This window comes from Frederiksenia canicola (assembly GCF_011455495.1).
Lineage (GTDB): Bacteria > Pseudomonadota > Gammaproteobacteria > Enterobacterales > Pasteurellaceae > Frederiksenia > Frederiksenia canicola.
This window is the reverse complement of record NZ_CP015029.1, coordinates 672,147-696,794: the sequence shown is the minus strand read 5'-3', so window position 1 is coordinate 696,794 and position 24,648 is coordinate 672,147. Positions and strand designations below refer to the sequence as shown.

At 40.7% G+C, this 24,648-nt stretch carries 17 protein-coding genes and 2 tRNA genes; 7 read left to right on the top strand and 12 right to left on the bottom strand.

The features are described 5' to 3' along the window. Positions 1-66 precede the first annotated feature (66 nt). Positions 67-3,963, bottom strand: coding sequence for a phosphoribosylformylglycinamidine synthase (purL, locus tag A4G17_RS03440; RefSeq protein WP_123957556.1), 3,897 nt, complete (start codon positions 3,961-3,963; stop codon positions 67-69). A gap of 245 nt (positions 3,964-4,208) precedes the next feature. Between purL and A4G17_RS03435 the strand changes: the two genes are divergently transcribed. The 4 genes from A4G17_RS03435 to A4G17_RS03420 all read left to right on the top strand — a co-directional run bounded on the left by A4G17_RS03435 (position 4,209) and on the right by A4G17_RS03420 (position 6,057). Then, positions 4,209-4,538, top strand: coding sequence for a MaoP family protein (locus A4G17_RS03435; protein WP_123957555.1), 330 nt, complete (start codon positions 4,209-4,211; stop codon positions 4,536-4,538). A gap of 51 nt (positions 4,539-4,589) precedes the next feature. Beyond that, entirely contained in the window at positions 4,590-5,681 is a 1,092-nt protein-coding gene (gene trmA / locus A4G17_RS03430) for a tRNA (uridine(54)-C5)-methyltransferase TrmA (RefSeq protein WP_123957554.1), read from the top strand. Positions 5,682-5,805: 124 nt separating this feature from the next. Beyond that, a tRNA-Ser gene (locus A4G17_RS03425) sits at positions 5,806-5,895 on the top strand. 72 nt (positions 5,896-5,967) lie between these two features. Then, positions 5,968-6,057 (top strand) — tRNA-Ser (locus tag A4G17_RS03420). 75 nt (positions 6,058-6,132) lie between these two features. On the opposite strand, the gene A4G17_RS03415 is transcribed toward A4G17_RS03420, so the two are convergent. Beyond that, a complete protein-coding gene (locus A4G17_RS03415; RefSeq protein WP_123957553.1) occupies positions 6,133-6,891 on the bottom strand; it encodes a phosphodiester glycosidase family protein in 759 nt (252 codons plus the stop codon). 142 nt (positions 6,892-7,033) lie between these two features. On the opposite strand from A4G17_RS03415, the gene A4G17_RS03410 reads away from it, so the two are divergent. Beyond that, the gene (locus A4G17_RS03410; RefSeq protein WP_123957552.1) at positions 7,034-8,059 is read left to right on the top strand and encodes a DUF6630 family protein; all 1,026 of its coding nucleotides are present in this window, start codon (positions 7,034-7,036) and stop codon (positions 8,057-8,059) included. A gap of 62 nt (positions 8,060-8,121) precedes the next feature. Here A4G17_RS03410 and A4G17_RS03405 read toward each other — a convergent pair whose 3' ends face one another. Next, positions 8,122-9,777: a phospho-sugar mutase gene (locus A4G17_RS03405; RefSeq protein ID WP_123957551.1), complete on the bottom strand. Its 1,656-nt coding sequence runs from the start codon at positions 9,775-9,777 to the stop codon at positions 8,122-8,124. 255 nt (positions 9,778-10,032) lie between these two features. Here A4G17_RS03405 and acs point away from each other — a divergent pair, with 255 nt between their 5' ends. Next, positions 10,033-11,994 carry an acetate--CoA ligase gene (acs, locus tag A4G17_RS03400; protein ID WP_123957550.1) on the top strand — a complete coding sequence of 654 codons (1,962 nt, stop codon included), beginning with the start codon at positions 10,033-10,035 and terminating at the stop codon, positions 11,992-11,994. 82 nt (positions 11,995-12,076) lie between these two features. On the opposite strand, the gene menB is transcribed toward acs, so the two are convergent. After that, positions 12,077-12,934, bottom strand: a complete 858-nt coding sequence (gene menB / locus A4G17_RS03395) for a 1,4-dihydroxy-2-naphthoyl-CoA synthase (protein WP_123957549.1) — start codon at positions 12,932-12,934, stop codon at positions 12,077-12,079. A 140-nt stretch (positions 12,935-13,074) separates the two neighbouring features. On the opposite strand from menB, the gene A4G17_RS03390 reads away from it, so the two are divergent. Then, positions 13,075-13,704, top strand: a complete 630-nt coding sequence (locus tag A4G17_RS03390) for an FKBP-type peptidyl-prolyl cis-trans isomerase (protein WP_123957548.1) — start codon at positions 13,075-13,077, stop codon at positions 13,702-13,704. A gap of 126 nt (positions 13,705-13,830) precedes the next feature. On the opposite strand, the gene ptrA is transcribed toward A4G17_RS03390, so the two are convergent. The 8 genes from ptrA to A4G17_RS03350 all read right to left on the bottom strand — a co-directional run bounded on the left by ptrA (position 13,831) and on the right by A4G17_RS03350 (position 24,562). After that, positions 13,831-16,776 (bottom strand): pitrilysin, encoded by a 2,946-nt coding sequence (gene ptrA, locus A4G17_RS03385; protein ID WP_123957547.1) that lies wholly within the window; start codon positions 16,774-16,776, stop codon positions 13,831-13,833. Then, positions 16,773-20,030, bottom strand: a complete 3,258-nt coding sequence (gene recC / locus A4G17_RS03380; RefSeq protein WP_123957546.1) for an exodeoxyribonuclease V subunit gamma — start codon at positions 20,028-20,030, stop codon at positions 16,773-16,775. Before recC ends, ptrA begins: the two co-directional genes overlap by 4 nt. 50 nt (positions 20,031-20,080) lie before the next feature. Then, on the bottom strand, positions 20,081-20,377 hold the full coding sequence (locus tag A4G17_RS03375) for a DUF5374 domain-containing protein (protein WP_123957545.1): 297 nt from the start codon (positions 20,375-20,377) through the stop codon (positions 20,081-20,083). Position 20,378: 1 nt separating this feature from the next. Next, positions 20,379-21,032 (bottom strand): DUF2572 family protein, encoded by a 654-nt coding sequence (locus tag A4G17_RS03370; RefSeq protein ID WP_123957544.1) that lies wholly within the window; start codon positions 21,030-21,032, stop codon positions 20,379-20,381. Then, positions 21,032-21,733 carry a hypothetical protein gene (locus A4G17_RS03365; protein ID WP_123957543.1) on the bottom strand — a complete coding sequence of 234 codons (702 nt, stop codon included), beginning with the start codon at positions 21,731-21,733 and terminating at the stop codon, positions 21,032-21,034. The genes A4G17_RS03370 and A4G17_RS03365 overlap by 1 nt, the downstream gene beginning before the upstream one ends. Beyond that, a complete protein-coding gene (locus A4G17_RS03360; protein WP_123957542.1) occupies positions 21,696-22,208 on the bottom strand; it encodes a pilus assembly FimT family protein in 513 nt (170 codons plus the stop codon). The genes A4G17_RS03365 and A4G17_RS03360 overlap by 38 nt, the downstream gene beginning before the upstream one ends. A gap of 90 nt (positions 22,209-22,298) precedes the next feature. Continuing rightward, positions 22,299-22,829 carry a bifunctional 3-hydroxydecanoyl-ACP dehydratase/trans-2-decenoyl-ACP isomerase gene (gene fabA / locus A4G17_RS03355; protein WP_123957541.1) on the bottom strand — a complete coding sequence of 177 codons (531 nt, stop codon included), beginning with the start codon at positions 22,827-22,829 and terminating at the stop codon, positions 22,299-22,301. A 110-nt stretch (positions 22,830-22,939) separates the two neighbouring features. Then, positions 22,940-24,562, bottom strand: coding sequence for an AAA family ATPase (locus A4G17_RS03350; RefSeq protein WP_123957540.1), 1,623 nt, complete (start codon positions 24,560-24,562; stop codon positions 22,940-22,942). Positions 24,563-24,648: the final 86 nt, after the last annotated feature.

Here is a 24,648-nt window from a genome sequence, read left to right as displayed (position 1 = left end):
TGATGCTTTTATTTACACATGGAAAAGACAATCACCTAGTAGTTGCCTTTTCCCATTTATGCATAATTATTTAAACACCACTCTAGCATTCCTAAACAATCTCATCCACGCCCCATCTTCCGTCCAGTCATCAGGGCACCAAGAGTTGCTTACCGCACGGTAAACACGTTCCGGGTGTGGCATCATAATGGCGACACGTCCGTCTAGGTTGGAAATGGCGGTAATGCCGTTTACCGAGCCGTTCGGGTTGGCAGGGTACACTTCGGTTAAGTTGCCGTTGTTGTCGATGTATTGGGCGATGACGAGGTTCTGTTTTTGCAGATTTTCGAGCTGACCTGACTGCTTAAATTCCACCTGACCTTCGCCGTGCGAAACCGCAATCGGCATATGGCTACCTGCCATTCCTTTAAACCAATGGCTGTGGGTATCGTTGATTTTCACCAAGCCGACACGTGCCTCGAAGCGTTCTGATTTGTTACGCACGAAGCGAGGCCAGTTTTCTGTACCGGGGATAATTTCTGCCAAGTTCGACACCATTTGGCAGCCGTTACACACGCCTAATGCTAAGGTATTCGGGTTGGCGAAGAATTGGCTGAACTGGTCACGCAACATTGGGTTAAACAGGATTGATTTCGCCCAGCCGCCGCCTGCACCGAGTACGTCACCGTAAGAGAAGCCGCCGCACGCTACTAACGCATTGAAATCTTTGAGGTTTCTTCTACCTGCCATTAAGTCAGACATATGCACGTCAATCGCATTAAAGCCCGCACGGTCGAACGCTGCCGCCATTTCATAATGGCTGTTCACGCCTTGTTCACGCAAGATGGCGATACTCGGTTTCACGCCTTTATTGATGAACGGTGCAGTAATGTCTTCGTTCACGTCATAGGTCAAGAATGCGGATAAGCCTTTGTTATTCGGGTCTTTTTTGGTTTCAAATTCTTGGTCGGCACATTCCGGGTTATCACGCAAACGTTGCATTTGGTGGGTTAATTCCGCCCAAATACCACGCAATTCCGAGCGTTTTTCACTGAGCAATTTGCGGCTGCCACGGCTGATTTCAAATAAATCGCCATCCACCACCACACCTAATTCTTTGGTTAAGCCGAGTAAATCGTGGGCTTTCAGCACTTCACGCACGCTCGCTAATTCGCTGTCGGCAACTTGGATTACCGCCCCTAATTCTTCGTTAAATAACACCGCAAGATCGTCATCGCCCAAGGCTGAAATGTCGATTTCCACGCCACAATGCCCTGCGAATGCCATTTCCGCTAAGGTCGTGATTAAACCACCGTCCGAGCGGTCGTGATACGCCAATAATTTACGCTCCGCCACTAACGCTTGCATTGCGTTAAAGAAGTTTTTGAGGTTTTCTACGTTTACGACGTCCGCAGGTTTGTCACCAAGTTGTTTGTAAACTTGAGCCAAAGCCGTTGCCCCTAGGCGGTTTTTGCCCTCGCCCAAGTCAATAAGCAACAAGCGTGAATGCCCTTTGTCGGTGCGAAGTTGTGGGGTAACCGTTTTACGTACGTCTTCCACACGAGCGAACGCAGAGATCACTAATGATAATGGAGCGGTTACCGATTTTTGCTCGCCGTTTTCTTCCCAAGTGGTACGCATTGACATTGAGTCTTTGCCCACTGGAATGGTGATGCCTAACGCCGGGCAAAGTTTTTCGCCTACCGCTTTCACGGCTTCGTATAACCCTGCGTCTTCGCCCTCGTGACCTGCTGCTGACATCCAGTTCGCTGAAAGTTTAATGCGTTTGATGTCGCCAATGTCGGTTGCGGCGATGTTGGTAATGCTCTCCGCCACCGCAAGGCGTGCAGACGCACCGAAATCAAGCAATGCCACAGGTGCACGTTCGCCCATTGACATCGCCTCACCGTGATAGCTGTCAAGGCTTGCGGTGGTCACGGCACAGTCTGCCACAGGAATTTGCCACGGACCGACCATTTGATCGCGTGCCACCATACCCGTTACCGAGCGGTCGCCAATGGTGATAAGGAAAGTTTTTTCCGCCACGACAGGCAAACGAAGCACTCGATGCAAGGCTTCTTTGAGCTGGATTTCATCTTGTGCAAGCGGTTGGTTTTCCACCGTTTTTGACAACACATTTCGGGTCATTTTCGGGGTTTTGCCGAGCAATACATTCATCGGCAAATCAATCGGATTATTGTCGAAATGGCTATCGTGCAAGGTGAGATGTTTCTCTTCGGTTGCTTCGCCGATAACCGCAAACGGAGCACGTTCACGCTCACAAAGTGCGGTGAATAATTCGAGTTTTTCAGGGGCAACTGCTAACACATAACGCTCTTGCGATTCGTTACACCAAATTTCTAACGGCGACATGCCTTTTTCATCGCATAAAATCGAACGTAAGTCGAACTTACCACCACGCTCACCGTCGTGAACTAATTCAGGCATTGCGTTAGATAAACCGCCCGCACCCACATCGTGAATAAATAAAATCGGGTTGTCTTCGCCCAACTGCCAGCAACGGTCGATCACTTCTTGGCAACGGCGTTCCATTTCTGGATTTTCACGTTGAACAGAAGCGAAATCTAAATCTTCTTTGGATTTACCCGATGCCATTGATGAAGCTGCACCACCGCCTAAGCCGATATTCATCGCTGGGCCACCAAGCACGATTAACTTCGCCCCTACTGGAATTTCACCTTTTTGCACGTGTTCCGCACGAATATTACCGATACCGCCTGCGAGCATAATTGGCTTATGGTAGCCACGCACTTCTTCTCCTGCAAAGCTGTTTACTTTTTCTTCATAAGTGCGGAAATAACCGAGCAAGGCTGGGCGACCAAATTCATTGTTGAAGGCAGCTCCACCGAGTGGCCCTTCAATCATAATATCTAACGCCGAAGCGATACGGTTTGGTTTAGAAAGCGGATTTTCCCAAGGTTGTTCAAAATTTGGGATCACAAGGTTAGACACCGAGAAGCCCGTTAAACCGGCTTTCGGTTTTGCCCCACGCCCTGTTGCCCCTTCATCACGAATTTCACCGCCTGAACCTGTCGCTGCACCTGGGAATGGCGAAATGGCAGTTGGGTGGTTATGGGTTTCCACTTTCATTAAGATGTGGGCATCTTCATTGTGGTAGCGATATTGCCCGTCTTGATCAGGGAAGAAACGCCCTACTTTTGAGCCTTCCATTACTGCAGCATTATCTTTATAGGCAGAAAGCACATAGTCAGGGGTTTTCTCAAAGGTATTTTTAATCATTTTGAACAGGGATTTATCCTGTTTTTCGCCATCAATCACCCAGTCGGCATTGAAGATTTTATGACGGCAATGCTCCGAGTTGGCCTGGGCGAACATATACAGCTCAATGTCGTTCGGGTTGCGTCCAAGTGCGGTGAAATTTTCCACTAAATAATCAATTTCATCTTCCGCCAACGCTAAGCCCAATCCCACGTTCGCCACTTCCAACGCCTTGCGACCGCCACCTAGCACATCAACGGTCGTAAATTCTTTCGGCTCGTGTTGTGCAAACAATTTATCCGCTTGCGATGCACTGTCTAACACCGTTTCTAACATACGGTCGTGCAATAAGCCTTTTAACGTTTCAAGCTGTGCCGCCGTTGGCGGTGTAGAAAAGTCAAAATAGTACGCTAAACCACGCTCAATGCGATCCACTTCCGCCAAGCCACAGTTATGAGCGATGTCGGTTGCTTTCGATGACCATGAAGAAATCGTGCCAACACGAGGGGTAACGATCAGGCAGAATCCCACAGGATCGTGCTCTGCCAAGGTTGGGCCATAATGTAACAACTCTTTCAGCTTACTTTCCTGCTCGCTGGCAAGCGGTCGGTTTAGCTGAATAAAATGCAAATACTCAGCGTAAACAGACTGAACAGGCAATTGATTTTGTTGGAATTTTTGTTGAAGTTGCGTTAAGCGAAAAGAGGATAAAGCAGGCGAGCCGCGGAAAGTTTGTACTGTCATTAGGTGATTCCGTAAAAATGAAAACAAAATTGTCGGCTATTATAACGGATAACGCAAACGTTTGCATTAATTGAAAAATGTGTAAATTATCAACGGCAAGTGACCGCTTGCTAGACGTGAAATGAGAAGAAAAGCCCAATTCAAATGAAATTTTCAAGCAAAAACCATTGATTTCTACGCGAGTTTTGGCTTTAATGCTTCCCCCAATTTTAATTTAGCGAAACAGAGCACAAAAGAGGCAGATTATGGCAGAGAGTTTTAGCGTTACTCGTCGTTTTTTTGATGATAAAAACTACCCAAGAGGTTTTTCCCGTCACGGAGATTACACCATTCGTGAATCCCAAACATTAGAGCAATTTGGTCAGGCGTGTTTAGCCCTTGAAACTGGCGAACGTAAAGCAAAAACTGCGGATGAAAAACAGTTCGTTGCTGTCGTAAAAGGCGAAAAAGCGCCTGAAACCTTCTTAGAAAAAACGTGGGTAAAATATCGTACTTTAACTAGCAAAACCAAACGGATTTACACCTTGTCTGGCGATGTCAGCGGTGACATTGGTTCAAGCGACGATTCTGAATAATCTTTTCATTTTAGGGACGTATTGAATGCGTCCCTTATTCCTTTAAATACAATGACATTACCAATTTCCCAATATCCCGATCTACTTGCAAAAAAGACGGCGAATCTCACCGCTTTACTTGCCCCTTTTTCTGCCCCCGAACTTGACGTATTTGGTTCTGAACCTCTGCATTTCCGCCTGCGTGCTGAATTTCGGGTATGGCATGATGACGGCGATTTGTACCACATTATGTTCGACAAAGAGAGCAAGCAACGTTATCGGGTCGATCAATTCCCGATCGCCAGCCAGTTGATTAACCGAATGATGACAGTGCTGCTGGCAGAAATCAAAGGCAATGAATTGCTTACTCGCAAGCTGTTCCAAATTGATTATCTCAGCACCTTGAGCGGGCAAATTGCGGTGTCAATGCTTTATCACAAACCCCTGACGGACGATTGGGTCGCTCAAGCCAACTTGCTCAAACAACGTTTAACGGGCTACGGCTTTGATGTACAGCTGATTGGGCGAGCAACCAAGCAAAAAATTGCCTTAGATTGCGATTATGTGGAAGAAAAATTGGCCGTTGATGGGCGAGAACTGATTTATCGCCAAGTAGAAAACAGCTTTACCCAACCGAACGGAAAAATGAACATCAAAATGTTAGAATGGGCGAGAAGTTGCACGGCTAACAGCGAAGGCGATCTGCTTGAACTTTACTGCGGTAACGGGAACTTTTCGATTGCCTTAGCCAGTAATTTCCGCAAGGTGCTGGCGACGGAAATTGCTAAATCGTCGGTGGATTCGGCTCAATACAACATCGAGCAAAACGGTATTGAGAATTTGCAGATTATCCGAATGTCCGCCGAAGAATTCACCCAAGCAATGAACGGCGTGCGAGAGTTCTACCGCTTGCGTGGCGTGGATTTAAAGGCTTACGACTGCAACACGATTTTTGTCGATCCGCCACGAGCAGGGCTGGATGATGAAACGCTCAACATGGTGCAGGGCTACGAGCGGATTTTGTATATTTCTTGCAACCCGCATACCTTAGTGGACAATCTCCAAACGCTATCGCAAACTCACCGTATCGAGCGTTGTGCGTTGTTTGATCAGTTTCCTTATACCGATCACATCGAAAGTGGCGTATGGCTAGTGCGGAAGTGATTTGCAAAACTTCTCGTGAAACTGACCGCTTGTAAAAGACTAAAAATAAAGCATTTAACGCATTTCCCACATTTTGTGCTTGACCGACTACACGGTTATCGCTATCATTCGCTCCGTTTTCAACGGAGGAATGGTCGAGTGGTTGAAGGCACCGGTCTTGAAAACCGGCGAGGGTTTACGCCCTCCGTGAGTTCGAATCTCACTTCCTCCGCCATCAAATACTAACCTGTTGCCATCGGCAGCAGGTTTTCTCTCTCAAAGAGAAACAAAAAAATGTTTTCAACACGGAGGAATGGTCGAGTGGTTGAAGGCACCGGTCTTGAAAACCGGCGAGGGTTTACGCCCTCCGTGAGTTCGAATCTCACTTCCTCCGCCATTTATTTATCACCGCAAGTCGCAAGGCTTGCGGTTTTTGCTTTTGAAAGTGTATAAGTTAAGCCCCAGTTTGGGTTTATTTTACTTTCACCCCAATCATATTTCCCACTTTTCTTTCACTTCCTTGCAGTAATGGCAACGCAGAAAGCCGCTTGGTGCCAACGACCATTGTTGAGCTACCCCCGCCGTCTAAATTGACCGCTTTTGTCAATTGTAATTGACCAGCCAGTTCAGCAAGCTGTGCCATCGTCATTCCACTGAAAGTGAGCTGTCGCCCTTCGACTACCACAAAGTAGAGCCAATTACGTTTTTCATCTAAACCGATCATCGTTCTTGGATGCTTATCCGTAAAAATAGATTGGCTGCAACCGATTTTATCGCTTTTAGCACATTCAAATTGGCCTGATTTCGTATTGAAAACGTGCCAACCCGCAATAGCAGTTTTCCATTTAGGGTTAATTTTCGCAAGGCTATTTTTCGGGTCGATATCACATTTATTCTCTGCGGTGCAAGCGAGAAAGGAACGAGAGCGTGTGTCTTGTGATTTGCTCAATCTTTTAAAATTACTGATATTCAGCCCAATCGGTGAGCCATCTTTACGGAAAAAGCTACCGTTGATTGCCACTGCAGTCTGATATTTCTCAGCAAATTCCGATACGGTCAGCCCTTGATCTTCCACTTGGCTCGCAATAAGTTCAATGTTTTTGCAATTCAAATCAACACGGCTGATATGCACGGTGTCATTTTCAGAATAAGTTTGAATACAGTCTGTTTGGGCGTAGGTGAACGTAGGTACAACTCCCCAAACGAACAAGAGAAAAAAGGAAAATTTCATTGGTATATATTTAGCTTATCAATTTGCAAAATTTTAGCATGATCTGACCGCTTGTATCTCCGCCACCGTACGTTTTTTCACCCGCAATACAGTATAATAAACAGGCGGTGTTCATCATTGGTATTTTTAGGCCGAGAGCAAAATGACCTTAATCGAAAAATTCAAGAAAATGGAAGACTATATTTTACAGCATAGTCAATACCAGTTTTTCTTTTCCAAATCCCCATTTGGAATGGCATTAAGAATGCAATATTACTATTACCCTGCCGATATACCTGAAGCAACCAAGGATCTCAGTACGCATTTTCTGACTCAAGCAGGCTATAGCGATTTCTATACGCCCTTTGAAGAGCTAATGAACAAAGCAAACATTACCCCACCAAGCTATGTGGAGATGGCGGAAGGAGGGAATTGGACCTTTTTTCTCATCAAGTTTCATTCCTTTTCCCCACTGAACAAAGCATTGAAAAAATACTATAACACCGAGTATGTCACCTTCATTGGCATACCGTGCAGTAACGATGAAGGGCAATATGAGATAGAACTGCTCTATACATCACCAACTACGGGCAATCTGTTTAAAGAAATGGGCACTAGCCAAAAGCTTGATCCTGCCAATGAGCTTGATCAAGCTTATTTGCAATTACTTGATGAAGCCGTAGATTTTATTTGCGAAAAACTGGGGATTGAAGACGCAGAACAGATCAATATTGATGACGCATTGAATGAATTTACTCACTTACTCAACGTGAGCGATAAAGATGAATTCCAGCACCGCTACCAACGCATTCAAAGTTCACCTGCAGAATGCCTATTGGAATTAGTTGAACAAGGCTATGCCGAGAAAGATGATAAGCCTAATGTGACCTATTTAAATTATCGTTTCCTGTTATTGCCAATGTTAGACCCATTCGACACAGATTGGCATATTGATAATGAAGAATTAAGCGAGTACTTATCTCGTATCATCGGCAAGCAATTTACACTTCCAAGAAAAGCACTGGATGTGGATGAAATTGTGAATAGATTAGAGAAAAAAAGCGACTATACCCTGCTAAATATTGAAACAGAGCAAGATGCTTATTGTTTATTTGTGTGCAAGCAAGCAGATAAAAAACGGATCCTAAAATTAGCCCGCATTTTAGGTTTGGAAATTGTCGGGTTTTAGTAAAACAGAAGGGGAAGCTCAATAACGCCCCCCTTCTTAATTAGCAAGAAAACAAACTCAAATTAGCAATCTTGCTTACCAAACTCATCTTTACGCAAAATTTGGCGGACGCTTTCATCAAACTGTGCCAATACTTGATCCGCATCTTTTGGATCTTTGCCTTTTGCATCTAAGTAGAATTTGATTTTCGGCTCGGTGCCTGATGGGCGAGCAATTAAGCGACTGCCGTTTTCAAGGACAAACACTAAAATATCACTTTGGCGATCGGTTTTGGTGTGGTCTAAGAATTGTGCCACTTTGAAGCCGCCGATTTCGCTTGGTGGATTGTTACGAAGTGCAGTCATTAATTTACCGATTTCAGATAAATCGTCCACGCGGATAGAAATTTGTCCGCTCACATAAGAGCCAAATTCTTTGGTAAATTCCTCTGCGTAGTCGGCTAAGGTTTTGCCTTGTTTTTTCAAGTTGCAGACTAAGTCTAAGAACATAATCGCAGCTGAAATACCGTCTTTATCACGCACTTTGTCTGGATCAACCAAGTAACCCAACGCTTCTTCAAAGCCAAATAACAAGCCGTTTACTTTACCGATATATTTGAAGCCCGTTAAAGTTTCTTCTGATTGGAAGCCATATTTTTTCGCAATTTCTGCGAGTGCTGGAGATGAAACGAGTGAGCAAGCCAACACACCTTGTTTGCCTTGGGCATGGTATTGTTTAGCTAAGTACCAACCTAAGAAACAACCGACTACGTTGCCGTGCAAGGCTTTCCAGTTTCCTTCTGCATCTGGCAAGGCTACGGCTAAGCGGTCTGCATCTGGGTCGTTAGCGATGATAAATTCAGCCCCTTTCGCTTTAGCGACGTTGATCGCCATATCCAGCGCCCCTTTTTCTTCTGGGTTCGGGAAGTTTACGGTTGGGAAGGTGCCGTCCGGCCACACTTGTTCAGCCACAATAGACGGCTGCGGCAAGCCTGCTTTGGCTAATGTTTTGCTTAACACTTCATAGCCTACGCCGTGCATGGCGGTATAAACATAGTTGATGTCAGTTTTCGGCTCTTTCGCGATTGAAGCGGTTTTCTCAATATAAGCATCGACCACTTTGTCGCATAACACGGTGTAATCGTTGCTGCGTGGTAAGTCGTTAATTGAGCCCGCGGCAACTTTATCGATCAATTTTGCAATGTCTTGGTCCGCTGGTGAAACGATTTGACCGCCGCCATTCGCTTTTCCTAAATAGACTTTGTAACCGTTATCTTCTGGTGGGTTATGGCTTGCAGTCACCATGACGCCTGCAGTGGTGTCGAAATATTTGATCGCATACGCAAGCACTGGGGTTGGTAATTTGCGAGGAAGTAAGTAAGCTTTGATGCCAGCTGCTGCCATAATTTCAGCGGTGTCTTTCGCAAAGACATCAGAATTTTTACGACCATCGTAACCAATCACAATAGACGGCTCTTTGTCGTAACCTTTTAAGTACTCCGCCAAACCGCCCGCCGCTTGGGCTACAAGCACACGGTTCATTCCCATTGAACCTGCTTGCAAACGGCCACGCAAGCCTGCAGTACCGAATTGTAAACGTCCATCAAAACGGCTCGCTAATTCTGCTTTCGCTTTCTCATCGCCTGCTTTTGCCGCCGCGATAAGTTGTTCTAATTCTGCACGGGTCTCCACATCTGGATCCTGATCTAACCAATGTTGAGCAACAGTAAAAAGTTCCATAAAGTTCTCCAATGAAGGTAATGAAAAGTAAGCCATTCTAGCCGATTAAGCGTCGATTACAAATGCCGCTTTAATGATTTCTTGATCTGCTTCACACAATTCGCTGACAAGCGGTCAGATCAGGCAAAAGTTTTGCAAAACTCGATCAAGATCACAAAATAAGCACAAAAAATTAACATTTATTTGACATTATTTGTTCACTCCGTCTAAATTCTCGCCGTTATCCGCTTTTCTACTCAATTCATTGGAGGCGTTATGCAACATAATGTAGTACTAAAAGAGAATAGAATTTTCAAGCCGAGCGATGATTTCCGCCGTCAAGCGAATATTTCGGGGCTTGAAAGCTATCAGGAGTTGTGGGACTTTGCAGATAAGGATTATCTCAGTTATTGGAGCGATTTGGCACGTGAACTGATCACCTGGAAAAAGCCATTTATGCAGATTTTTGACGATAGCAACGCTCCATTTTATAAATGGTTCGCCGATGGCACGCTGAACGTTTCCTATAACTGTTTAGACCGCCATTTGCCCGATAAAGCCGACAAACGAGCGATTGTGTTTGAATCCGATTTTGGGCAAGTGCAAATTTTCACTTATGCACAACTGCATAATCGGGTCTGCCGTTTCGCTAATGCCTTGCGTGAATTAGGCGTGAAAAAAGGCGATCGGGTAATTATCTATTTGCCGATGATTGTGGAAGCGGTGATTGCCATGCAGGCCTGTGCCCGTATCGGTGCGGTGCATTCAGTGGTATTCGGCGGCTTTTCCGCCAGTGCATTGCGAGATCGAATTGAAGATGCGGAAGCGAAACTCGTTATTACCGCCAATGCTGGCTTGCGGGGCGGGAAAATTATCCCACTGAAAGAAACGGTTGATGAAGCCTTAGAATTAGGTGGTAAGTCGGTGGAAAATGTGATTGTTTATCATCGGGTAAACATTGATACTCCATGGAAAAAAGGGCGTGATCTTTGGTGGAACGAACTCACCGCCCACCAACCTGCTTTCTGCGAACCTGAATGGATGAATGCCGAAGATCCGCTGTTTATTCTTTATACCTCAGGCTCAACGGGCAAGCCAAAAGGGATTGTACATAGCACAGGGGGCTATTTGCTCGGGGCGTTAAATTCGTTCCGTACGGTGTTTGATAACAAGCTCGATGATGTATTTTTCTGCACCGCCGATGTGGGCTGGATTACAGGGCATTCGTATGTTTGCTACGGCCCGCTTGCTAACGGGGCGACACAAGTGATCTATGAAGGCGTACCAAGCTACCCAGATCCAGGTCGGATTTGGCGGATCATTCAACGGCATAAAATCAACGTATTCTACACTTCTCCGACCCTGATTCGCTCACTGACTCGCCTTGGCGATCATATTCCCAATAAATACGATCTTTCCTCATTGCGGCTACTGGGTAGCGTTGGTGAACCAATCAACCCGTCAGCGTGGATGTGGTTCTATGACGTGGTTGGCAAAGGTCGTTGCCCGATTGTTGATACGTGGTGGCAAACGGAAACGGGATCAATTATGTTAGCCCCAGTCCCAGGAGTGATTGCGACTAAACCGGGTTCTTGCACTTTGCCATTGCCAGGTATTATGGCGGATGTGCTTGATGAAAACGGCAATAAATGTGAGGTCGATCAAGGTGGCGTCTTGGTGATTAAACGCCCTTTCCCATCCATGCTTCGCACAATTTGGCGTGATCCTGACCGCTTTAAAGCGACCTATTTCCCTGAGGAATATGGCGGTAAATATTATGTGGCAGGTGACTCCGCCCACCGCGATCAAGACGGCTATTTCTGGATTTTAGGTCGAACAGATGATGTACTGAATGTCTCAGGGCACCGTTTAGGCACCATGGAAATTGAATCCGCACTCGTTTCTAGCCCGAAAGTGGCTGAAGCTGCGGTAGTTGGCAAACCAGATGAAATCAAAGGGGAAGCAGTAGTTGCCTTTATCGTCCTAAATGGAATGCGTCCCGAAGGCGAAGAGGCTCGTGAACTGGCGGAGGAACTGAAACAGTGGGTGTCGAACGAAATCGGCAAAATCGCCCGCCCTGAAGATATTCGCTTTGCCGACAACCTGCCGAAAACCCGTTCTGGCAAGATTATGCGGCGGTTGCTCCGTTCAATTGCGAGAAATGAACTGATTACTCAGGATATTTCCACTCTCGAAAACCCACAAATTATCGGGCAGTTGCAGCAGCAATGCTTATAACAAGCGGTTAGTTCCGCCAAATTTTTTGCAAAAAAAATGGGGCAAGCAACCGCTTGCCCCCATTGTATTTTTGCTTTAACCGTTATGGATTGCGTTTGAATTTACTGAAATCAGGTGCCCGTTTTTCATTAAATGCGTTGCGACCTTCTTGACCTTCCTCAGTCATATAGAACAACATCGTGGCGTTACCCGCCAACTCTTGCAAGCCAGCCTGACCGTCACAATCCGCATTTAATGCCGCTTTCAAGCAACGCAAGGCAATTGGACTGTTTCGTAACATTTCACGACACCAACGCACTGTCTCTTTTTCTAAATCTACATAAGGCACAACGGTATTAACTAACCCCATTTCTAACGCTTCTTTAGCATCGTATTGACGGCATAAGAACCAAATTTCGCGGGCTTTTTTCTGACCAACAATGCGTGCCATATAGCTTGCTCCCCAGCCGCCGTCAAATGAACCGACTTTTGGACCCGTCTGTCCAAAAATTGCATTTTCTGCGGCAATCGTTAAATCGCACAGCATATGCAGAACATGCCCACCACCGATAGCATAGCCTGCCACCATTGCCACCACCGGTTTCGGGCAGCTACGAATATCCCGTTGGAAATCCAACACATTTAAGTGATGCACGCCACTTTCGTCTTTATAACCGCCGTAGTCACCACGTACTTTTTGGTCACCGCCAGAACAGAACGCTTTTTCACCTTGCCCTGTTAGCACGATCACGCCGATTTTTTCATCAAAACGAGCATCGGAAAACGCCTGAATCATCTCTTTGACGGTTTGCGGGCGGAACGCATTGCGAACTTCTGGACGGTTAATGGTGATTTTCGCAATCCCATCAGCCGATTTGTGATAGAGAATATCGGTATAACCTTCGCTGTGATCCGCCCATTCGACTGGGGCGTAAAGCACATCATCTTTTGGATTTTGCATTTTTTGATCCTTTTTCTAAAAACAAGCGGGCGAATTATACCTGAAATTTGCAAATTTTTGGTTGGATCTGACCGCTTACCCTTGTTTTCCTAAAAAATGCCGCCATATCTCCGCCCGTTATTCAAACAAAAGGAAACATTATGTCTTTAAATTTAGATTCAGTAAAATTAGACAGCCTTGAAGCACAAGGCGGATACGGTATCGGCTTACAAATCGGTCAGCAACTTATTAGCAGCGGTTTAGACGTGGAGCCAGAAGCGGTGGTAAAAGGTATTTTCGATGTACTTAACCAAAACGGGCCAGCGTTAGACATCAACACCGTGACCAACGCGTTACAAGAGTTGCAACAACGTGCGGAGGCGGCACAGCTTGAAGCGTTCAAAGCATTGGAAGAAGAAGGCAAAGCATTCTTAGCAGAGAATAAAAAACACGCGGCAGTGAAAGAAACCGCAAGCGGCTTGCAATATGAGATTTTAACCGAAGGTACGGGCAAGGTGCCTGCGAAAACCGACAAAGTGCGTGTGCATTACACTGGTTCATTGATCGATGGCACCGTGTTCGACAGCTCGGTAAAACGTGGCACCCCTGCAGAATTCCCTGTCACTGGCGTGATCGCAGGTTGGGTTGAAGCGTTACAAATGATGCCTGTCGGCTCAAAATGGCGTTTAACCATTCCACATAACCTCGCCTACGGCGAGCGTGGTGCCGGGGCATCAATCCCACCATTCAGCACCTTGATTTTTGAAGTGGAATTATTAGACATCGTTTAATTTCAAGATAGAAAGCACAACGGCACGCGATAAATGCGTGCCGTTTTTCGCATTACAAGCGGTCAGATTCTCCGAAAGTTTTGCAAATCGAATGGCAAAAAATTGGCAGAATCTGACCGCTTGTAGTTAGTACTGCTTCAATTCAAATTCGCTTTGCAGTTTCTCGATATTCGAGATTTTTTCAAAGCCATTAAATTCTGCGGGCTGATTGATTTTTTCATTTACCCCAATCGCTTGGCCAGCAAAAACAAAGCCGCTTTGATCAATGACCGCTTGTTGATAAAACTCGATCAAATCTTGTTTCGATAGCCCCTTCACTCGTTCAATGATTTTCGGCTTATGATCAAAATTCGGATTACCACGACTAAAGTCAAGGCTAAACTCACTCATCTCTTGTTCAAGTGATTCTGGTTTATGATTAAGCACCTCGATCAAACTACTGCGATATTTCTCAAATTCTTCGGCAGACATTTTTTGTAGCTTCTCTAAGGTCTCTTTAAAGAAACGTTCATTATGCTGTTGAATCGTCTGAATAGATGCTGTTGGGCTTTGAACAAGGAAATGTAATCCCGATGTTTTGCCAATTCGATTCATAGCTGCGTGCACAACATAGCCAAGCTGCTTGTCAGTACGTAAATCATCAAAATACCAGCGAGAGATAATATCTTTTATTAACATTGCTCGGCTGATTCCATCAATTTCTGCATAATTATTTGGATAATACACAATAGTTAACGCATTATCTTGATGGGGGACTTTCTTAATTACATTAATTTTACGTTGACTTTGGTTAATGTCGACATATTGTTTCTTCTCAAAATTACCATGGTTATTTTTAATGGTTTTTTCTGTTTCTGAGATTAAACTTTTTACTTGATCATCAGATAAATTCCCAAGTGATAATGCTGAAACACTAGTTGCTTGAGTTAATAACTTATTTCGTAAATTTTGTACATCAGATAAAGTAATTTCATTTAATACCTCACGCTTCTTCTCTGGCGTGAAATAAGGAAATTTTGCAAGATCACTATACACAGAGTTAGCTTGTGTCAATGAATTTTCTTTATCTAACTTGTCAAGGGCTTCGATATAACGCTGTTTAGCTTGATCTAACATATTTTCTGTTAATTCAAACTGGCTAAATTGTTGAATTTTATCGTTAATTAATTTTGACAAATTTTGAGTATAACCATTTGCACTAATACCTAAACCATTTTCACTTAATTGAAAGCCTGATTCCATTCCCGCAACGCTAGATTGAAATTCAATTTTTGTTTGGGCTAGATCTGCCATATAGCCTAATAACACGCTAGCTACTTGCTGTTTAATATCAACCACTTTAGGTTCAATAGCAAAATTCACGAGTACATTCGCCTTCGGCTCTGTCGGGAAATAATGGCTGCCCATGGCATAAATTTGTGTGCCTTTGCCTTGTTCAATCAGTTTTGGAATTAGGCGATCTTGATCGACCTTATTTAAAGAGAAATCCGTTGCAAAGTAAGGATTTAGTTCAGGTAATTTAATTTCAGGGTTTTTGCTGAAATCTAACCACTGTTTTTTCTGCTCTGCGGTAATTTTATTCAGAGCATAAGGTGCTTCAAAATATTTGGTCTTTTTATCGGTTTTGGCTTTATCATTCACCAATATAATTCGTACATTATCGATATTCATTTCTGCTAATTTTGCTTGAATAGCAGATTTATCCATACTTTCAACAATATAGCTTTGATCGATAATATGTTCGAGCGGGTAATTGATCATCTGGCTCGCTAAACCTGCAACATATCGACCACTTTTTTCTACTTGTAAATGTTGAAATTCTTGGCTTAAACTCTCTTTTAATTCATCAAAATAACTTTGTTGAATACCAGCTTGTTTGATTTTTTCAATTTGTTGGAAAACAAGCGAAATAATTTTATCTTTCTCAGCTAATCCTTTATCGGCTAATGAAATATAAAAACTAAAATCCCCACGGTTGCGGCTAACATCATCATTTCCACTAGATTGAATGCCACTATCGGACAAGCCCTGTTTAATTAAATAATCCGATAAGGTACCCTCGCTGTTATTATTAAATACATAGGCTAAATACTCTGCCGTTTTATGTTTAAATTGCGCTTTATCTTCTGGCATATCGAATGAAAGCACTAACATTTTATTTGGCTTCACTGGTTTATAATCAATAATGACACTTTTATCTTCATCTCTAAAAAATGGCATTTCCATTTTTGGAACCGATAATTGTTTATTCGTGACTTTTCCCAAGGTGCTTTCCGCTAATTTTGCTAATTTTTCAATTGGCTGATTCGAATATAACACCGCTTTCATTAAATTTGCGGAATAATATTGCTGATAAAATTTCACTAATTCGTCTTGTAATTTACTGCCTTCTTTATCCGATAAGGTAATTTTATTTCCAACCGCAAATTTCGTAATCGGGTGATTTGGGTTCGCAGTGGCTAAATTGACATCGTGCATTAAAAAACCATCGCTTGATTTTGCTCTCACCATTTCGGCATTAACGGCATTAACCTCTTTCTTCGCATTGGTTTCGGATAATAATGGGGCTGCAAAAGCGTCAGATAAGCGAGCAACGGCTTCATCAAAAGCGTTGTTGTTCACTTCTAAAAAATACACAGTGCGATCTGAAGCGGTGTAAGCATTATTATAGCCGCCGTTTTTCGTCAAAAAACCATCTAAACTATTGGTTTCGGGGAAGGATTTCGAGCCCATTAGAATCATATGCTCAAGATAGTGAGCAAGCCCTTGCTGCTGTATTGGGTCTTCCATTGACCCCATTGGCAGGCCGACCGACATCAAGGATTTATTCGCTTTTTCATCGGAAATCAGCAGCACTTCCATGCCATTAGCTAAACGAATTCCCTGATAAATTGCCTTGTCTGTTGGGCTTTTATTAATCGTCACATTGAGCAGCTCAAAGCCTTGCTGTTGCTGCATTACTGCATTATTCCCCGCCTGATTTGGGCTAACATTGGCAAAAATGGCGGTTGAATGAACGATCCCTAAAGCTAAAATGGCCTGCAAACTATATGTTAGAAATGATTTTTTCATTTGGTCTCCTTTTCAATATGTTGCATCATTGGTTCAAACCAATTTAATGTACGTTGATGTATATCGAGATAATCTAATTGATCTGATTGAACCAATATGCGTTTTAAATATACATCACTACTTGATTGCATTGTGGTTTGACACAGCTCTATTTCAGAAGTTTTTCCCGCAGCCGATTTTTTCAAATAATCCGCAATATCTTGCGTTATTGCCCACCTAAGTTGTTTGAAACTGGCTAAATAATCTTCAATATAGCAAGCCAATATATTTCTCGCCTCATCAGGCGAAATTGATTTAAAAGACAAATAGCCTACGTCTTTCCCTGTTCGATAATAAAATTGAAAACGAGCAATCTGGCTATTACTTGCTTTTAATACCAGATAATTTAACCAACAATAAATAATATCTTTATCTCGCAAATCTCCTACACGCCATTGAATGATATGATCATCAAATTTATTTTGAACATTCGCGACTAACTTAACAGCATATTGAGAAGATTGGAGCGATAAGTTAACCTCTATCATATCCGCCGGCTCCATTAAATAAGGAGATAATACTTGATGTAGCATAGAAATTGAGCTATGTAACTCTTCTTGGCTAACTTCGGCAAAACGACAAGCGGGTAGTTCCCCTTTTAATTTTGCATTCTCAAAGAACTGTGATAAATGCTGTAAATCTATATTTAACAATCCAGCTAATAAATTGAACTTATCTAGCGCAGAAAGATAAAAATTTTCTGATTCCTTTATTTCTTGATCATAACTCTCCAAATAAATACCTAACTGGTTATTGAAGAACCATTTTAAAGGTGATTGAATATAATTTATTAATTCTGATAACTCAATTTCACCTGGCAACTCAGCACGACTTCCCAAATGAATTAAAAACTCATCCGATTGTGAATATTGATTTTTTGCTTTCAACCACTCTTTATCATAAGCATTGCTATTGATAAAATTATTTGGACTAAAAACAGTCATCGGGTGATTATTGACCACTAACGTCTTATCATCAATTAACCTTTCATCTATATAATCAATTAATTGTGACACTAAAATAGAAGGTAATTTTGGTTGGCTATCCTTTAAAGATTGTCCAATATAACTAATATAAAAAATATCTTGAGCAGACAATAACGATTCTAAAAAAAGATAACGATCATCATCACGTTTAGCACGATCACCTTTTTGTGGAGCATATTGCATTAAATCGAAATTATTTAATACTTGCTGACGAGGAAACTCACCTTCATTCATACCCAGTAAACAGACTACTTTAAAAGGAATCGCTCTCATCGGTAACAACGTACAAAAATTCACTTTACCAACAAGAAAATTTAAATTATTACGCTGCTCACTTAATTGCTGTTCAAATACTGAAGAAATAATGTCAATCTCGATTTCTTCACTAAAATTCGTCTGTTCTACTCGGCTTGAGAAAGTTTCAATTACCTCATAGATCGTTAATATCGTTGCTGAATGCTCTGTATTTGATTGATAAAACTGATCAACTATTTCAATAAGTTTCGTTTTCCAATCAAATAATGTGTGTGGCTTATGAACAAATGTTACCCAAGCGGTCAGATTTTCAATAAATTTTGCAAGTGATCCGATTATTTCCGCCGCTAAGCCATAACTTTCATTAAAGGCTAACAGACCTTGCCATGGGTTATTTTCCGCTTTAAGGCTTGTACCAAGCAATAAACGATTTAACCCATTTTCCCACGAGTTATAATTCGCCCACGTTGGGTTTTGTTGATTCAGCCCAGCCCGAATTCCAGATAGCTCAACCCATTCCCTTAATAAGCCTAGCTGAATATCGGACAATTGATATTTTTCTCGAATTGCCTGAATATCAAAGAATGAAAAGATCTCCTCAACAGTAAATTTCCGTTCTTTAATTGATAATAAATTTAGAAAGCTAGAAATAATGGGATCAATATAATTGACTTTTTGGTCAGATAACGTGAATGGAATAAATCTAGCATCAGTACGTTCATAAACAGAAAATACGGCATTAATATAAGGGGCATAACTGTCAATATCTGCCGACATCACAATAATGTCTTTTGGTGAAAGTTCAGGATATTGTTCAAATAAATATAATAACTGATTATGTAATACTTCAATCTCTCGCATTTTGCTATGACAAGAGTGAATCTGAACAGACTCATCATGAGAGTCTAATACTAATTCAGATTGATATTCTGAATTTAAAATTGCATTTTTAATTTGATGAAGTAAACTTTTTTCTGCAAGCGGTTGGAAATAGTCTATACTTTGCAATTCATATTCTGTAAGCAAATTCAGAAACTCTTTTCCTTGTTTCCCCCAGCTGGTTAATAATGGATTACCTTGTTCTGAAAATAATGCGGCTAACTCATCTTTACTGATATGCTTTTTTAACGCTAATCTTGCTAATACTTTATCTTCTCTATCATTTGCCCAATAAAACTCACTTGGATTCGTAAAAAACAAATGTATGTGGCAATACTCACTTAATTTCTTTAATACCGATAATTGGGTTTGTGGCAAATAGGAAATACCAAATATAAAAATACGTTTTGGTAGCATTTCTTTTTCTAACAAAGTCAAGTTATCTAATTTATTAAAATAATGCTCTTGCAAATAGGCTCGGTGAGAAGTATTAAAAATAATTTCCGATGTCTGCTTTTTAATTTCCTTAACTAAAGCATTCCATAAAATCGCTTGCCATTGCATATTTGTTTCAATTTCAGGTAGGTTTTTACTATGAAAAGAGATACTATTACGCATTTCATTTAAAACCTTATCTAATTGGTTTTCTTCCCAATAAACAAGCCAATGGGGACGATAAACTAAATATTGGTCAAATAATGCCGCAATTTTCTCAGCTAATTGATATTGTTTTAATTGTTCCGCCTCTTTTAAATAATGCGATAAGGAGCTAAATTCTGGCAAATGTAAGTAATTGGGTAATAATCGCATTAACCACCAAACCATAATTTGGCGATCAAAAATATTTTCTTTCGGCAATTCGGGAAAGAGTAAACGATATTGTTGCCATAGAAAGTTGGTAGGATAAGGAAATTGAATATTACCCGCCACCCCTATTTTCTCAGCAAGCTGCATTTGTAGCCATTGTGCCATTCCTAAACTTTGCACAAGCACGGTTTCTTGGCTAAATGGGTTTGGATTTGGATCTTGTTTTAGAATTTCGATCAGCAGATCTTTATTGTGAGTAATTTGGTTGGAGTAATAAACAGTAAACATTGTAGCTCCTTCAAGGTTTGAGCTATTTTACTGCGTTAAACTCAAATTAGCTAAGGATTTGCAATATTTATTTCGCCAAGTGGAAAGCGAATCTTAAGTTGTTTATCATTACATTCAATAAAGAATTGCAAATTATTTTGAGAAACTGACCGCTTGCAGCTTTGCCCAGCCAACAGTAGTGCAAGTTGATTATCTGCAATCTGGAGAGCTTGCTGCTGTTGATACAAAAAATGAGCTCGATGATGTTGTTGTGTTTGCCACTGACTATAAACTAAAAAAATTATTGCAAATAAACTGATCGCCACTAATAACGTGATGTAACTCTCCGCTCTAAAATACTGTTTCATATTATTCTAATAAATGCCTTGAGTTTTCTAAATATTCCCAATGAGAAAATTGTTGTTCAATATTATCAATTACTTTTCGACGATAGGTTAAATTACGCTCTTCTCTTTGATTATTAAATGATGAATACAACGCTCCAAATATTTTATACTTCCCTCTCACATCAAAATAATAATCTGTAATTATTATTCCATAGAAGTTTTCTTGCAATGCACCATCAATATCATTTAATGCAATAACAACTTGAGGATTACTTTCTGAACTCTTTGGCAATTCTGATAAGGAATGAATTCTATATATTTTTTCCATATAATGAGACACGTTTAAAATGTCATCAAGATGCGTAAACTGAATATATTTTTCTTTTGTTGGTTTCGGTTTCTTAAAGATAGACTGAAACTCACAATTAAATTTATATCGCAAGCTATTGTAAGAATAGGAAATCTGTTCTTTTTTCTCTTTCTGACAAGTTTTCTCAACATTTTCTCTCAGATGATGAATTAGAAAAATCTTATCTGAAAGATAATTATACTGATACCCCTGCGTATTTCTGTATAACACAAAAAGTTCTTCTTTAGCTAAAAAGAAGATGGCTAACAGTCCTATCAATATACTGAGTGACACTAATAATACACTACCTTTTTTTAATCTATTCATCACTTAATCCCATTTAGCAAATAGCTATATGCTATCGCAGTATATTTCAACTCTGAAAATATAATTGATGATAAGGTTAATTCAATTTTTAATAGTACTCCCTCTTTCTCCCAACTAAAATGAAGTCGCTCTACTTTATAATCAGAAAGTTCTGAAACATTGCCCCATCTATTCTCTGAACAACCACTTGCCCAGTTCTGACATTGATTTTTATAGCAGGCATTAAAGTCACCATCATCAAAAATATATAAATTATTATTTTTTATGGCAAATCCAAAAATTTCTTTATTCACCTCTTTTGTATTATTGAATTGGTTTATTTCACACTGCTGTTTTTTATTACGGCTACCAACACAACCATCACCATTCAAGTCATAAAAGAACACAAAACATTGTGGATTAATCAATTGGTAATTCCTGCCATTTAGTTGAAATAATGACAGATTACTATTTTCACGATTACTACCTTGATAGCCAATATGTTGTATATGCTGCTGCATATAATGCAATATTTGATGGCTATTTTGCTGTAAATTAATCAACTCTCTCTGTTTGTTTTGAGACAACATTGTATTTGTATAAAACTGAAAAAAGATAATCAACAGAAAAGTACCAAGTGATAATGAAAGTAATAGTTCAATTAATAAAAACCCTTGATTTATTCTAACGGCATTTAGTTCGTTTATTTTGTTGTGCCACATTAATGACTCCACTTGAATCAAATTGTATGACCCGATGTGATTCATTTAGATTAACGCCTAAACAGACAGTTTCTAATCGACCAGTCACACCATCAATATTCATAAAAACTTTAGGATATAAACTATTACTTTTTAATTTAACTTTATGTGAAATAGGCTGGTACACATAATATCTATCGGTAATGTTACAACTCTTCAGCATTAGGCAATTACAAGCGGTCTCTTTTCGATTATTTTTTGCAATTGCAATCATGCACCAATTTGCATTATTTTGACTGATGCTGACAGAATAATGTTGCTTATGGTAACGTGCTTGCGTTTGAATCTGATAAATAAATGCTTTAATTTTATCTATTTCATTATTCAGTAGAATGGGCTCTTGAATTTGATAAAGGGAAGGCGAAAAGAAAGAAAAAGTAATCGCTATTATTGCTAACGTAATTAATAAATTAATAAGAGTAATAGCTCGATACATTATTCTTCCCCATACCAATGGGGAAGATATTAAAGTTTAGATAAGGTTTGTAAATCAACTAATATGATTTTTGCGACACAGATCGAAAAATTAGAAAGATGTGGTATCTTGGAATAAACCGACTTTGAGATCAGTTGCGGTATAAATAACTCGGCCATCAACTTCTACTTCTCCGTCAGCAACTCCCATGACTAATTTACGATTGATGACTCGTTTCATGTGAATGCGGTAAACCACTTTTTTAGCCGACGGTAGCACTTGCCCCGTAAACTTAACTTCACCAACACCTAGTGCTCTACCTTTGCCTTTTCCACCAATCCAGCCAAGATAAAATCCAACTAATTGCCACATAGCATCTAAGCCTAAGCAACCAGGCATAACAGGATCGCCAATAAAGTGGCAGTCAAAGAAAAAGAGATCTTTGTGAATGTCTAACTCTGCTTCGATATAACCTTTTTCAAATAAGCCATCTGTTTGGCTCATTTTTGTGATTCTATCCATCATCAACATGATAGGGGCGGGCAATTGAGGGCCTTCTTTTCCGAAGAGTTCACCACGGCCAGAAGCAAGTAAATCTTCATAGTCATAGCTCGATTTGATGTTAGGTGTACAGTTGTTCATTATTTTTCCTGTAAAAATGGATAAAAGTCTTTTATATGCTAAAGGCTTTAGTGAGATGGCATAGTATCAGACTTTTTAAATAGCGAACAGTTGTACGCTGACTTGTCGGATCAGTAGAACAGCCTTTTGCAAATTTTTTGCCATAACGAACCGCTTGTGTCTTCGCTCCTAATCCCTTTGTGAACCAAGCTGTATAGCGATTCTTTGTCAGCCTTTTCTGCTAAATCTTCATCATAAAAGACATGATTAAGCAAAATTTGTAACGCATCAAATACATCCGCTACCGCATAAATATGAAACTGTTTTGTTTTTATCGCTTTTAGCACTTCTGGTTTCAAACTTAAATGTGATAGACAAACTGCTGGAATTATTACACCTTGCTTTCCTGTTAAGCCTCGCATTTGGCAAACGTTGAAGAACCCTTCAATTTTTTGGTTTACACCACCAACACTCAGCACATTACCAAATTGGTCAATTGCACCTGTCACAGCAATTGATTGAGGCAATGCTAATTTAGTTAAGGCACTCATAAGCACGCAGAAAATTGCCAAAGACGAGCTGTCTCCATCAATTTCACCGTAAGATTGCTCAAAGGCAAGGTTTGCAGAAAATGGCAATTGCGTTGGCAACTCTAATAAATTAGCTAAACATGATTGAGCAAGCAAAATTCCCTTCGAGTGAATATTTCCCCCCAATTCAACTTTACGCTCAATATCATGAATCTCCCCTTCACCATATTGCACATTACAACTTATCCGTAATGGCTCACCAAATGCGTATGGTACGCCATCAAACTCAACAATAGATAATCCATTGATCTGGCCAATTTCCTCATCTTCCGTGGCAATATAGAGTTGATTAGACAAAATATCATCTAAAACAAATTGATTTAATACTGCAGACTGTTTTTCTAACATTTCAAAATAGCATTGAATATCATCGAACTCTGTTTGATTTGCATAATATTGAGAAAGTCCAGATAAATATTTATTTAATAAACTCGGCGAAATTGAAATTAATTTTTGATTTTCACTTTCACGAATATATTGCTGTAATAATTGATTTAATCCATTTGAAGAAAATAATTTATTCGCCATTTTTTTAGATGATGTTTGAATATAGTTACCCCATTTTTTTATATTCTTTTCATCTAATGTTAAATAAGAGTCAATCTCCGCATACTGACAGAATTGATAAAGTGAATCATCATAGGCAAATAATGTTGCAATCTCATCACGAGATCCCAGTAACACTAATTTAAACTGAGTTTGAATAAGCGGTAGTTGTTGTGGAAAGTTTGGTGAACAAGGCATTTCATATTGCTGAAATAATAGGGCTTGTTTTAATTTATCCCATTGGCTTAAATCTGTAAGTAACGCATTTAAGTTTAAAATTAACACGCCATTGTCTGCTTGATGCACTGCACCAAATACGGTTTCAACTTTAGCTTGCAGCTCTAAATAGATAGCATGACCAAATAAGCTTTTATAGTTAAACTCCGTTTTAAGCACATAATGAGCCTCCTGCTCCGAGAAAAAAGCGGTTATCTCACTAAAAAACGCGGGTAATGTTTCACTTTTTAAGATCAGTGCTGCACCAAAATCAGCTTGAATAAGTTGCTGAATTGCTTGCTTCGCTTTTGATTGGAAATCCAAAAATCGCACAGATTCTAAAGACTGTGAAAAAGCATATTCAATCGTTAAAGATTGCCATTCAATGGGGGAAAGTTGCACAAAATTATCTCAAAATAAAAATTTTCAACATTATAGCACAAGCGACAAAGGTTAAAATTTGAAGTACATATTTAATGGCAAAATAG

Bases quoted from the DNA above. Each gene is read 5' to 3' on its own strand.
- recC (WP_123957546.1), bottom strand. From the start codon at position 20,030: ATGTTTACTGTTTATTACTCCAACCAAATTACTCACAATAAAGATCTG.
- A4G17_RS03410 (WP_123957552.1), top strand. From the start codon at position 7,034: ATGACCTTAATCGAAAAATTCAAGAAAATGGAAGACTATATTTTACAG.
- trmA (WP_123957554.1), top strand. From the start codon at position 4,590: ATGACATTACCAATTTCCCAATATCCCGATCTACTTGCAAAAAAGACG.
- A4G17_RS03405 (WP_123957551.1), bottom strand. From the start codon at position 9,777: ATGGAACTTTTTACTGTTGCTCAACATTGGTTAGATCAGGATCCAGAT.
- ptrA (WP_123957547.1), bottom strand. From the start codon at position 16,776: ATGAAAAAATCATTTCTAACATATAGTTTGCAGGCCATTTTAGCTTTA.
- acs (WP_123957550.1), top strand. From the start codon at position 10,033: ATGCAACATAATGTAGTACTAAAAGAGAATAGAATTTTCAAGCCGAGC.
- A4G17_RS03415 (WP_123957553.1), bottom strand. From the start codon at position 6,891: ATGAAATTTTCCTTTTTTCTCTTGTTCGTTTGGGGAGTTGTACCTACG.
- purL (WP_123957556.1), bottom strand. From the start codon at position 3,963: ATGACAGTACAAACTTTCCGCGGCTCGCCTGCTTTATCCTCTTTTCGC.
- A4G17_RS03360 (WP_123957542.1), bottom strand. From the start codon at position 22,208: ATGTATCGAGCTATTACTCTTATTAATTTATTAATTACGTTAGCAATA.
- A4G17_RS03375 (WP_123957545.1), bottom strand. From the start codon at position 20,377: ATGAAACAGTATTTTAGAGCGGAGAGTTACATCACGTTATTAGTGGCG.
- A4G17_RS03435 (WP_123957555.1), top strand. From the start codon at position 4,209: ATGGCAGAGAGTTTTAGCGTTACTCGTCGTTTTTTTGATGATAAAAAC.
- menB (WP_123957549.1), bottom strand. From the start codon at position 12,934: ATGCAAAATCCAAAAGATGATGTGCTTTACGCCCCAGTCGAATGGGCG.
- A4G17_RS03365 (WP_123957543.1), bottom strand. From the start codon at position 21,733: ATGTGGCACAACAAAATAAACGAACTAAATGCCGTTAGAATAAATCAA.
- A4G17_RS03370 (WP_123957544.1), bottom strand. From the start codon at position 21,032: ATGAATAGATTAAAAAAAGGTAGTGTATTATTAGTGTCACTCAGTATA.
- fabA (WP_123957541.1), bottom strand. From the start codon at position 22,829: ATGAACAACTGTACACCTAACATCAAATCGAGCTATGACTATGAAGAT.
- A4G17_RS03390 (WP_123957548.1), top strand. From the start codon at position 13,075: ATGTCTTTAAATTTAGATTCAGTAAAATTAGACAGCCTTGAAGCACAA.